The organism is Phenylobacterium sp. (genome assembly GCF_036263695.1).
Lineage (GTDB): Bacteria > Pseudomonadota > Alphaproteobacteria > Caulobacterales > Caulobacteraceae > Phenylobacterium.
In genome coordinates this window covers 1-11,382 of the sequence record NZ_DATAGM010000118.1, presented here as the reverse complement: position 1 = coordinate 11,382, position 11,382 = coordinate 1, and the positions used below count along the sequence as shown (strand labels likewise).

Genomic DNA, 11,382 nt, shown 5'->3' with positions numbered 1-11,382 from the left:
TGACACTGGCGCCGAACGGCCGCTCCTGGGCGACGGGAACGCCGTCGTAGGTCCACCGTGCGGACATCGACGGCCTAGCCGATCTCGTCGAAGCTCGACGGGGGTTTGGAGTGTTCCAGGATGTCCTGATGCTCGCCCAGGCGCACCGCGCGGGCGACGTTCAGGCGGATGTAGAGGTCCGTGGCGCCGTACCGGTCCTTCATGTTGCGGGACAGGTCGGCGGCCAACGTAAGGCTGAGGGCTGTGCCGCAACAGACGACTTCCGGCTCTCCGGCCTCCTCGCGGACATAGACGAAGTTGCCCGCGGTGGCCGGCAGGGCCGCGGGGTCCGCCCGGCGGAAACGGTAGGCCGCGCCCGAGGCGCCGCGAAGGTCGATGAATTCGCTCACGGCTTCTCTTTACCCGCCTCAATCATACCAGGCACGACCCGATCGCTCGATCAGTGCGAACGCGCCGGCCGGTCCCCAGCTGCCGGCCGCGTAGGGTTTCGGCGCCATCCGCGAGTCGGTCCAGCTCGCCGCGACGCCATCCACCCATTCCCAGGCCCGCTCCACCTCGTCTCGACGGACGAACAGAGTGGAGGCGCCGCAGATCACGTCGAGCAGCAGCCGCTCATAGGCGATTCGCCGCCGAAAGCCCGGCCCGGAATAGGTATGCAGCAGCGAAAGCGACAGCGGCAGGGACTGCAGCCGAAGCCCGCCCTGCGACAGCCCCGGCGCCTTGTTCATCAGGATCAGCTCGATGTCCTCGTCCGGCTGCAGGTCGATGACCAGCCGGTTGGGCGTCAGGTCCGCCTGGGCCGCGCCGTCGAAGATCGAGTGAGGCACGGCCTTGAACTGGATGGCGATCTGGGTGCGCCGCTCTGGCAGCCGCTTGCCGGTCCGCAGGAAGAAGGGCGTACCCGCCCACCGCCAGTTGGCGATGTCGACGCGCAGGGCCACGAAGGTGTCGGTGTCGCTGGGCTCGCCCCGCTCGGTCTCGTAGGAGGCCACTGTCTGGCCGCCGACCACGCCGGCCACATACTGGCCGCGCACGCTGTTCATGGCCGCGTCCGCCCGGGTGAAGGGGCGCAGCGACTTTAGCACCTTGACCTTCTCGGTGCGGACGGAGTCCGGCGCGAGGTCGCTGGGCGGCTCCATGGCCACGAGGCAGAGCAGCTGCAGCATGTGGTTCTGCACCATGTCCCGCAGCGCGCCGTATTCGTCGTAGTAGGGCCAGCGCTCGCCGACCCCCTCGGTTTCGGCCACAGTGATCTGCACGTGGTCGATGGTCTGGTTGTTCCACAGCGGCTCGAAGAAGATGTTGCCGAACCGCAGCGCCATCAGGTTCTGCACCGTCTCCTTGCCGAGGTAGTGGTCGATCCGGAATATCCGGTCCTCGCTGAATACGTCCCCCACAGTCGAGTTGATCGCCCGCGAGCTGGCCATGTCGCGGCCGATCGGCTTCTCCAGCACGATCCGCGCTTCGGGGCCCGCCAAGCCCGAGAGTTCCAGCGCCCGGCAGACCCGGCCATAAAGGCTGGGCGACAGGGCCAGGTAAAAGATCGGCCGCCGGGCCTCGCCCACGCTCGCTCGCAGCGGCGCCAGGCCGTCAGGTTCGGCGGCGTTGGCGGCCACATAGTCGGTGCGGTTGGCGAACCGCTTCCAGACCTTCTCGTCGAGCGGATCCGGCGCGGCGCGCGCCGCGATCGTCTTGCGGGCCGCGTCCAGGAAAGCCTCGCGGGACATCTCGGTGCGGGCGGTGGCCACCAGCCTCAGCCGGTCGGGCAGCAGCCCGTCGGCGTCCAGGAAGTAGATCGAGGGCAGCAGCATCCGCTGGGCCAGATCGCCAGTGGCGCCGAACAGGACGAGCACGTCGGCGAGCGCAGCCTCGGCCATGGGGTCACCTCTTGTTGATCGACGGCGCCGGGGGCGCTGCGGGCCTGCTAGCACGTGGCGAGGCAACGCCAAATCCGCTCGCGAAGTTCATCGCAGTCAACCTTGACCATGGATCGGGCTGGACCTTGGTGCGTTAGGGATGCCGGAGGGGCGGCCGTAGTTATGAACGCTCACGACACGATCACTGCAAACCGACCACCGGCGGCGCTGTCGCTGGAAGGCACGGCGCTGTTCCTGGACCTGGACGGCACACTGGCGCCGATCGCCTCGCGTCCGCAGGACGTCAAGCCGACCCCCCGCGTCACCCGGCTGATCGACCGGTTGCACACTGGCCTGGAGGGGCGGTTGGCGGTTCTGAGCGGCCGCACGCTGGCTGACGTGGACCGGATCCTGGAGCGGCGCGTGACGGCGGTGGCGTCCGTTCACGGCCTGATCCGGCGCACCTCGGACGGCGAGATCCTCGACCGGACGCCGCACCCGGAGCTGCCGTCTGTGGAGCAGGCTTGCCGCGAGTTCGCGCAACAGGACTCCGGCCTCATCGTCGAGGATAAGGGCCATAGCATCGCTCTGCACTACCGGCTGGCTCCCGCCTTCGCCGAGAGCGCCGTGGGGCTGGCCCAGGAGCTTGCCGAGCGCACGGGGTTGTCGCTGCAGCCGGGCCACATGGTCGTCGAACTGCGCACCCCCGGCCCGAGCAAGGGCGACTCATTGCGCCAGTTCATGGCCGCACCCCCGTTCGAGGGCGCGGTCCCGGTGTTCGTCGGCGACGACCTGACGGACGAGCCGGCCTTCCGAGCCGCCGCCGCGCTGGGCGGCTACGGCGTGCTGGTAGGGCCGCCCCGGCCCACCGCCGCCCGCTGGCGGATGGCCGACGTCAACGCCGTGCTCGCCTGGCTGGAGGCCGCGCGATGAGCCGCTTGATCGTCGTCTCGAACCGTGTGACGCCGCCCGCCGGCAAGGGCGAGGAGAGCGTTGGCGGCCTGGCCATGGCCCTGGCCGCGGCCTTACGAGAATACTCGGGGATCTGGTTCGGCTGGAGCGGCAAGACCACGCCCGAATTCACCGGCCAGTTCCAGATGCAGAAGTCCGAGGGCGTGACGGTGGCCACCGTCGACCTCGAGGAAGCCGACTACCAGGAGTACTACAACGGCTTCGCCAACAAGACGCTCTGGCCGCTTTGCCATTACCGGATCGACTTGACGGCTTACGACCGCGCGTTCGGCGAGGGCTATGAGCGGGTCAACTGCCGGTTCGCCGAGACCCTGCGCCCGCTGGTCGAGCCCAACGACCTCGTCTGGGTGCACGACTACCACCTGATCCCGCTGGCGCGGGAGCTGCGGCGGCTGGAGCTGAAGAACCGCATCGGATTCTTCCTGCATGTGCCCTGGCCGGCCCACCAGCTGGTCGCCACCCTGCCGCGCCATCGCCAGCTCGTGCAGTCGCTGTTCGACTACGACCTGGTGGGTTTCCAGACCGAGGAATATCTGCAGGCGTTCGAGGAGTACGTCCTGGCCGAAGCGGGGGGCGAACGGCTGCCCGGCGGGCGGCTGCGCGCTTTCGGCCGGACGCTACAGGTCGGCGCCTTCCCGATCGGCATCGATTCCGCCGAGTTCGCGGACCTGCAGCGTTGGCCCAGGGCCCGGCGGACCCACGACATCATGGCCGCCCACACGGTGTTCCGCAGCCTTATCGTCGGCGTCGACCGGCTTGACTATTCCAAGGGGCTGGAGGAGCGGTTTCTGGGCTTCGAGCGGTTCCTGGCCGACAACCCCGACCTGCGCCGCGAGGTGCTGTTCCTGCAGGTGGCCCCAGTCAGCCGCGAGGGCGTGGAGGCCTACCAGGAGATCCGCGCCCGCCTGGACGCCCTGTCGGGCCGGATCAACGGCGAGTACGCCGACCTGGACTCGAACCCGATCCGCTACGTCAACCGCAACTACCGCCGCGACGAGCTGGCGGGCCTCTACCGCGCCGCGCGAGTCGGCCTGGTCACGCCCCTGCGAGACGGGATGAACCTGGTGGCCAAGGAGTTCGTCGCCGCCCAGAGTCCCGAGGATCCCGGCGTGCTGGTGCTCTCCAGGTTCGCCGGCGCCGCCAACCAGTTGTCGGAGGCCCTGCTGATCAACCCCAACAGCCCCGAGGAGATTTCCGAGGCGCTCAAGCGGGCCTTGGCCATGGAGCTTCCGGAGCGAATTCGCCGCTGGCGCGCTCTCTTCGAGAACGTGAGCCGTGAGGACGTCACCGCCTGGCGGGACAGCTTCGTCCGCGCCTTGGAAGGCCTGGAGGAGAGACGGACCGCGCTCGCGAGTTAATGCGCGTCGCAGGCGCGCGACTTTGAGAGGGTCCGAATGGCGTCGCCGAAGCTCGCCAAATACCAGTCGATGCGCGACTTCACCAAAACGGCCGAGCCGTCTGGAGACCAGACGGTCGCGCCCTCGAACCGGCTGCGGTTCGTGATCCAGAAACACGCGGCGAGCCGGCTCCACTACGATTTCCGCCTCGAGCTCGATGGGGTGTTCAAGTCCTGGGCGGTGACCAAGGGCCCGTCCCTCGACCCGCACGATCGACGCCTCGCCGTCGAGGTGGAGGACCATCCCCTCGACTACGGCGACTTCGAAGGGACCATCCCGAAGGGTCAGTACGGCGGCGGCTCGGTGATGCTCTGGGACCGCGGCTACTGGGCGCCCGAGCCGGGCACCAACGCCCACGCTGCGCTCGCCAAGGGCGACTTCAAGATCGTGCTGGACGGGGAGCGGCTGAAAGGCGGCTTCGTGCTGGTGCGGATGAAGAACGATCGCGAGGGCGGGCGCAATTCCAAGAACAACTGGCTGCTGATCAAGCACCGCGACGAGTTCGCCGTCGAAGGCGAAGAGGGCCAGATCACCGAGCGCGACACGACCTCCGTCGCTTCCGGCCGGACCATGGACGAGATCGCCGCGGGCAAGGGCAAGGGGCCCAAGCCCTTCATGCTGACCGGCAAGAAGGCCAGGCCCGCCAACGATGTCTGGCAATCGAACCGGGCCGACGTGCCCGAGGCCCAGCCGAAGGCGGCCGCGCTGGCCGCCCCGCCGCCGCCCAAGCTGAAGGCCGCCGCCCTCCCGGGCTTCGTGCCGCCGCAACTGGCCAGGTCCGTGGACCGGCCGCCGCCCGGCGCGGGATGGGCGCACGAGATCAAGTTCGACGGCTACCGGCTGCAGCTGCGGGTGGAGAAGCACAAGGCGGTGCTGAAGACCCGCTCGGGCCTGGACTGGACCGCCAAGTTCAAGGAGATCGCCGCCGCCGGCGCGGCCCTGCCGGACGGCATCTACGACGGCGAGGCGGTGGCGCTGGACAGCCACGGCTCGCCGGATTTCCCGGCCCTGCAGGCGGCCCTGTCGTCGGGCAAGACGCAGGACCTTGTGTTCTTCGCCTTCGACGTCTTGTTCCTGGAGGGCGAGGACCTGCGCGACCTGCCGCTGCGCGAGCGCAAGGTGCGGCTGCAGCCGGTGATCGAGGCCGCCGGCGCGAAGCTGAAGACCCGGATCCGCTACGTCGACCACTTCGAGACCGGCGGCGATGCGGTGCTGCAGAGCGCCTGCCGCATGAACCTCGAAGGGATCGTGTCCAAGCGCCTCGATGCGCCGTATCGCTCGGGCCGGTCCGACACCTGGCTGAAGTCCAAGTGCCGCGGCGGGCACGAGGTGGTGATCGGCGGCTGGACCGGCGACAAGGGCCAGCTGCGCTCCTTGCTGGTGGGGGCCTACAGGAACGATCAGTTCGTCTACATCGGCAGAGTCGGGACAGGGTTCGGCGCCGCCAAGGTGAAGGAGGTGCTGCCGAAGCTGGTCCCGCTGGCCACCGACAAGAGCCCGTTCAGCGGCCCGGGCGCGCCGAAGAAGGAGCCCAACGTTCAATGGGCGCGGCCCGAGTTGGTGGCGGAGATCGAGTTCGCCGGCTTCACCGGCGAGGGCAAGGTGCGCCAGGCCGCCTTCAAGGGCCTGCGCGCCGACAAGCCCGCCGAGGAGGTGGAGGCCGAGACGCCGGCGCCGCTGGGCGAGGTGGAACTGGCCAATCCCGCGCCAGAGGCCAAGCCGAAGGCCAAGGTCGCCCCGAAGGCGAAGGCGTCCGAGCCGCCTGTCGTTCTGGGCATCGTCATCTCCAATCCGGACAAGCCGCTGTGGCCGAACGCGGCCGGCGACGATACGCCGGTCACCAAGCTCGACCTCGCCCGCTATCTCGAAGCCGTCGGCCCCTGGATGATGGAGCACATCAAAGGCCGCCCCTGCTCGATCATCCGCGCGCCGGACGGGATCGGCGGCGAACAGTTCTTCCAGCGCCACGCCCACAAGGGCGCCTCGGCCCTGCTCTCCGAAGTGAAGGTGTTCGGCGACCACAAGCCCTACCTGCAGGTCGACCGCATCGAGGCGTTGATCGCGCTCGCCCAGGTGGCCGCCGTCGAATACCACCCGTGGAACTGCCAGCCCTTCGAGCCCGAGACACCCGGCCGGCTGGTGTTCGACCTGGACCCCGGCCCCGACGTGCCCTTCACCCGGGTCATCGAAGCGGCCTACGACATCAAGGAGCGGCTGGAGGCTCTGGGCCTGGAGAGCTTCTGCAAGACCACCGGCGGCAAGGGCCTGCACGTGGTCACACCGCTCGCGAAGACCCGCGCCAAGGTGGACTGGCCGACGGGCAAGGCCTTCGCCCAGAAGGTCTGCCAGGTGGTCGCCGCCGACGCCCCGGACAAATACCTCGTCAACATGAGCAAGAAGCTCAGGGGCGGGCGGATCTTCCTGGACTATCTCCGCAACGACCGCATGTCGACGGCGGTGGCTCCGCTCTCTCCCCGCGGCCGTGAAGGCGCGACGGTGTCCTTCCCGATCCCCTGGAGCCAGGTGAAGCCGGGGCTGGATCCCAAAAAATACACCATCCGCACGGCGCCCAAGCTGCTGACGAAGACCACCGGTTGGGAAAGCTACTGCGACGCGGAGCGCCCGCTGATCGACGCGATCAAGAAGCTCAAATAGCCTCCTCATCCCGGACGGCCTGCAAGGCCGATCCGGGACCCAGCACTGCGCCAGATTCCTGGGCCCCGGCTCTCCAGCCCGCTCACGCCGGGTTGCGGTCGGGATTACGGTAGAGGCAGTCCTCGCGCCTCGGCCCGCTAGGCGCTCTTGCGCGCCGGCGCCTTCTTCGCGGCGGGCTTCTTCGCCGCCGCGGCCTTTGCAGGCGCCTTCTTGGCCGCCGGCTTGGCCTTCGACGTGGCGATCTTCGGCGGGTCGGCGGCCTTCTCGGCGGCGGCCTTGCGCGAGGTGGAGGCGGCCGGCTTCTTCGCCGCGCCGCCGGATCCGCCGCCCTGGCCGAGGCTGCGGCGCAGGGCTTCCATGAGGTCGATGACCTCGGCCTCCTTCGGCTTTTCGGGCGTGCCGACCGTGTGGCCCTTCTCCTTCTCCTTGATCAGCGCCCGCAACGCGTCCTCGTAGCGGTCGTTGAACTTGGACGGATCGAACGGGCCTTCCTGCTGCTTGATGATCTGGGTGGCGATGTCGACCATCGCCTTGTCGGGCTTCACGTCGGGAATGTTGTCGAACACCTCGGCCGGGTTCTTCACCTCGCGGTTCGAGCGCAGGCTGTAGGCGAGGATGCCGAGGTCGCGCGGCTCCAGCGCCATCAGCCGCTCGCGCTGGTGCATGACTAGGCGGCCCAGCGCGACCTTGCCGGAGTTCTCCATCGCCTCGCGGATAACGGTGAAGGCCTCGACCGCCATCTCCCCGTCCGGGACCAGGAAGTAGGGGTCGTTCCAGTAGAGCCGGTCGATCTCGGCCTCGTCCACGAACCGCTCGATGTCCAGCGTGCGGGTGGTGGAGAGCCGGACGTTCTTGATCTCCTCGTCGGTGATGACGACGTAGCGGCCCTTCTCGACCTCGTAGCCCTTGACGATTTCGCTGCGGTCCACCGGCCCGGTCTCCGGATCGGTGGGGATCATCCGGATCCGGTTGTGCGTCTCCTTGTGCAGCATGTTGAAGCTGACATCGCCGCTGCGCGAGGTGGCGGTGTAGAGCGCGACCGGGCAGCTGACCAAGGACAGGCGCAAGTAGCCCTGCCAGGTCGGACGGGTGGCCATGAGACGTCTCCGCGACTTACCAGAGTCCGGAAACGCCGGCGCAGGCGAATCAGTTCGGAGGCAATGCCAAGGTTGGCAGAATTGCGGCGTCCTGAGCATCGAACTCGGGGTCCCGGAAGCCTGAGCGGACGCCGGCCTGGGCGCCGAACTCCACCAGTTCGTCCTTCGCCGGCCGGTATTTCGGCCAGGCGACGTCGCAGGTCGGCGCGCCGGTCTTGGCGAAGGCGACCCAGCAGCCGTGCACCAGCTTGGCCATCGCCCGGTCCTCGTCGGTGATCGCCGACTCCGGCGTGCGGCGGCCCCAGTACTCGAACACGTACTGGATCTCGGCGGCGTGGGCGGCGGTGGTCATGGCCGGGCGGAAGCGGCCGCCGACGTAGGAGAAGTGGTAGAGCCAGGCCGGTTTGCCGTCGGCGGCCTGGGCGGCCACCCAGCGGGCGGGCGCGCCGAAGACCGCGTCGGTGAAGGCCGTGCGCGGCAGCCGCTCGCCGCCCGCGGCCGATTCATCGGCGTAGGCCGGGCTCTGGGCCGCCGGGAAGCGGGCCGCCGCGGCGGCCGGATCGGGCACGCGCGGGCCCATCAGCGAGTCCTCGCCGCTGTTCCAGCCGATAATCAGCGGTACGTCGATCTCGCGGCCGGCGGCGAAGGCCTGGGTGGGGGTTTCCTTCAGCAGCCGCCCGTCCGGGAACGGCCCGTAGCTGCCGCCGCCCTTGGCGATCAGCTCGTCGGCGGGAGCCGCGCGCAGCTGCTCCGGCGTCGCGGCCGCGCCGGACAGGCCGAGCTTCTCGGCGACGGCCGCGCCTTCGCTCTCCGCCTTGGTCAGCCCCTCGGGTTGGAACCAGCCCAGGCCCGATTGGACGACCGCCTTGTGGAACAGGCCCTTGGCCTTGGGCGTGGCCAACAGGTGCAAGATGCTCATGCCGCCGGCGGACTCGCCGAAGACGGTGACGTTGCCCGGATCACCGCCGAACGCCGCGATGTTGCGCTTCACCCACTCCAGGGCCGCAATCTGGTCCATCAGGCCGTAGGAGCCCAGCGGCTCGGCTGCGCCGGCGGCCTTGGTCAGCGCCGGGTGGGCGAAGTAGCCGAGCGGGCCCAGGCGGTAATTGATCGACACCACCACCACGCCGTCGCGGGCGAAGTTCTGGCCGTCGTAGACCCAGCCGGCGCCGGTCGTGTGCGAACCGCCATGGATCCAGACCATCACCGGCGCCTTCTTCGCCTTGAGTGGGGCGAAGACGTTGAGCTGCAGGCAGTCCTCGGAGGTGGGCCCGTTCGCCCCGCCGCCGTTCGGCTTGCCGTTGGCGTTCATCCGCTGCGGGCAGGAGGGGCCGTTCTTCGTGGCGTCGCGCCGGCCCTGCCAGCCGAGCGGCCTCTGCGGCGGCCTCCACCGCAGCGGCCCGACCGGCGGCGCGGCATAGGGCACGTTGCGGAAGATCCTCGCCCGCTCCGTCGCCTCGCCGACGAGTTCGCCGCTCTCGACCCGCACGACCGGCGCCTCGGCGCACGCCGCGGTCCCGAGGGCGAGCGCCGCGATCCCGGCGATGAAGGCGATGGCGCGCCGCATGTCTGTTCCGCTCCCCGTGTTCTTCGGGCGAGCTTTGCCGGGCGAGCCGGCGCCACGCAAGCACCCCCTTCTTCCCCTGCGCAGCGGGGAAGGAAGATCGGGCAGGCGGCCGCGGCGTGACCTGCGTCTGCGCTCGCTTTAGAGTGGCGATGCCAGGCAAGCGGTGAGGCTGTGAATGTCTGAGAGGGACGACCTGGATCAGAGGGTGGCGATGGCGATCAACGTCACCATGACGGCGATCCTGCTGATCCTGGCAGTGTCGTTGGCCTTGTGGACGTTCGCGAAGGACTTGGTGGCGGTGCTGAGCACCTACCAGTCGCTCGGCGAGGTCGACCAACGCAGCTTGGACGCGGTCTTCCAAAGCACGTCGCTTCTGGCCGCGACGGTCCCGCTGGCCTTGTGGGGCGTAGGGAAGGGTCTCGACCTGCTGAAGCGTCGGCGAGGCTAGCTCGTCGGGCGCTCCGTGATCCCTCGCTAGTGGAAGTCCCTACTTCGGATGAGTCCACCGTCGACCTTGGAGCGCACCCTCGGCGTCGTCTCGTCCTCGCGCAGCTGCGAGAGGGCGCTGGAGAGGTCGACGAACTGGTCGGCGACCAAGTGGATGACCTCGCCTTCGCGCTGAAGCTTGCCGCGGACGATGATGAAGGACGAGGTCATCACCAGCTTGCGGTGGCGCTCGAAGACGTCCTTCCAGACGACGATGTTGGCGGGGCCGGTCTCGTCCTCCAGGGTCAGGAAGGTGACGCCCTTGGCGGTGCCGGGTCGCTGGCGGATCAGCACCAGTCCGCCGACCGCCACGCGCCGGCCGTTCGTCAACTCGGTGAGCTTGGAGCAGGGCACGGCCCCCGCCTTGGCCAGCTGCTCTCGGAAGAAGGTCACCGGGTGAGCCTTCAGGGACAGGCTCAGGGTCCGGTAGTCCTCGGCCACGTGCTGCGGTAGGGCCATGTCGGGCAGTGCGACGCCGGCCTCGGTGACGCCCATGCGGGCCAGCAGGGGCGCGTCGGTCTCCACCTTGGCCTCGCCTACCAGGCCCTTCACGGCCCACAGCGCGTCGCGGCGGGATAGGCCCAGGCTGCGGAACACGTCCGCCTCGGCCAGCAGCTCCAGCGTCCGCCGCGAGAGCCGGCCCCGGCGGGCGAGGTCGGGGATGGTGCGGGCGCCGGCGACGCGGGCGTCGATCAGGCGGCGGACCTCCTCCTCCTTCAGGCCGCGGATCTGGCGAAAGCCCAGGCGTACGGCCTTCAGGGGGCCGGTCCGGCCGTGCGGATGCGGCCGCTCTTCCCGCACCTCCGCCGCCTCCTCGAGGGTGCAGTCCCAGTCGCTGGCCAGGATGCAGGGGGCGCGGACCTCCACCCCGTGCTCGCGCGCATCGCGGACCAGTTGGGCGGGCTGGTAGAAGCCCATCGGCTGGGAGTTGATCAGCGCCGCGCAGAAGGCGTCCGGATAGGCCCACTTGATCCAGGACGAGGCGTAGACCAGCAGGGCGAAGCTGATCGCGTGGCTCTCCGGGAATCCGTAGGAGCCGAAGCCCTCGATCTGCTTGAAGCAGCGCTGCGCGAACTCGACGTCGTAGCCGCGCGAGACCATCCCCTCGACGAACTTCTGCCCATAGACCCCGACGCTGCCATAGTGGCGGAAGGTGGCCATCGCGCGCCGAAGCCCGTTGGCCTCGGCGTCGGTGAACTTGGCCGCCTCGATGGCCAGCCGCATAGCCTGTTCCTGGAAGAGGGGCACGCCCAGGGTCTTGCCCAGCACCTGCTTCAGCTCGTCGGCCGGGCCGTGCTCGGGGGCGGGCGCGGGAAACTCGATCCGGTCCTTGCCCTCGCGTCGGCGCAGGT

General features: G+C 69.3%; 9 protein-coding genes. 4 read left to right on the top strand and 5 right to left on the bottom strand.

Annotated features, from left to right (window positions below; genetic code table 11):
* Window positions 1-74: 74 nt before the first annotated feature.
* Both VHK87_RS04805 and zwf read right to left on the bottom strand, forming a co-directional pair.
* Complete coding sequence (locus VHK87_RS04805) at window positions 75-389, bottom strand: hypothetical protein (protein WP_329633758.1); 315 nt, start codon at window positions 387-389, stop codon at window positions 75-77.
* A gap of 18 nt (window positions 390-407) precedes the next feature.
* Window positions 408-1,877 (bottom strand): glucose-6-phosphate dehydrogenase, encoded by a 1,470-nt coding sequence (gene zwf, locus VHK87_RS04800; RefSeq protein ID WP_329633757.1) that lies wholly within the window; start codon window positions 1,875-1,877, stop codon window positions 408-410.
* 162 nt (window positions 1,878-2,039) lie between these two features.
* Between zwf and otsB the strand changes: the two genes are divergently transcribed.
* The 3 genes from otsB to ligD are packed head-to-tail and all read left to right on the top strand — an operon-like array spanning window position 2,040 to window position 6,880.
* Entirely contained in the window at window positions 2,040-2,789 is a 750-nt protein-coding gene (gene otsB / locus VHK87_RS04795; RefSeq protein WP_329633756.1) for a trehalose-phosphatase, read from the top strand.
* Window positions 2,786-4,186: an alpha,alpha-trehalose-phosphate synthase (UDP-forming) gene (locus tag VHK87_RS04790; RefSeq protein ID WP_329633755.1), complete on the top strand. Its 1,401-nt coding sequence runs from the start codon at window positions 2,786-2,788 to the stop codon at window positions 4,184-4,186. The genes otsB and VHK87_RS04790 overlap by 4 nt, the downstream gene beginning before the upstream one ends.
* A 36-nt stretch (window positions 4,187-4,222) precedes the next feature.
* Entirely contained in the window at window positions 4,223-6,880 is a 2,658-nt protein-coding gene (ligD, locus tag VHK87_RS04785) for a DNA ligase D (protein WP_329633754.1), read from the top strand.
* 137 nt (window positions 6,881-7,017) lie between these two features.
* Here the strand turns inward: ligD and VHK87_RS04780 are convergent, their stop codons facing one another.
* On the bottom strand, window positions 7,018-7,977 hold the full coding sequence (locus VHK87_RS04780; protein ID WP_329633753.1) for a Ku protein: 960 nt from the start codon (window positions 7,975-7,977) through the stop codon (window positions 7,018-7,020).
* A gap of 49 nt (window positions 7,978-8,026) precedes the next feature.
* Window positions 8,027-9,544, bottom strand: coding sequence for a carboxylesterase/lipase family protein (locus VHK87_RS04775; protein WP_329633752.1), 1,518 nt, complete (start codon window positions 9,542-9,544; stop codon window positions 8,027-8,029).
* Between the two features lie 175 nt (window positions 9,545-9,719).
* Here VHK87_RS04775 and VHK87_RS04770 point away from each other — a divergent pair, with 175 nt between their 5' ends.
* Entirely contained in the window at window positions 9,720-9,992 is a 273-nt protein-coding gene (locus VHK87_RS04770) for a hypothetical protein (protein WP_329633751.1), read from the top strand.
* 26 nt (window positions 9,993-10,018) lie between these two features.
* On the opposite strand, the gene VHK87_RS04765 is transcribed toward VHK87_RS04770, so the two are convergent.
* Window positions 10,019-11,382, bottom strand: a 1,364-nt coding sequence (locus tag VHK87_RS04765; RefSeq protein ID WP_329633750.1) for an OB-fold nucleic acid binding domain-containing protein, incomplete at its 5' end; no start/stop codon positions are given.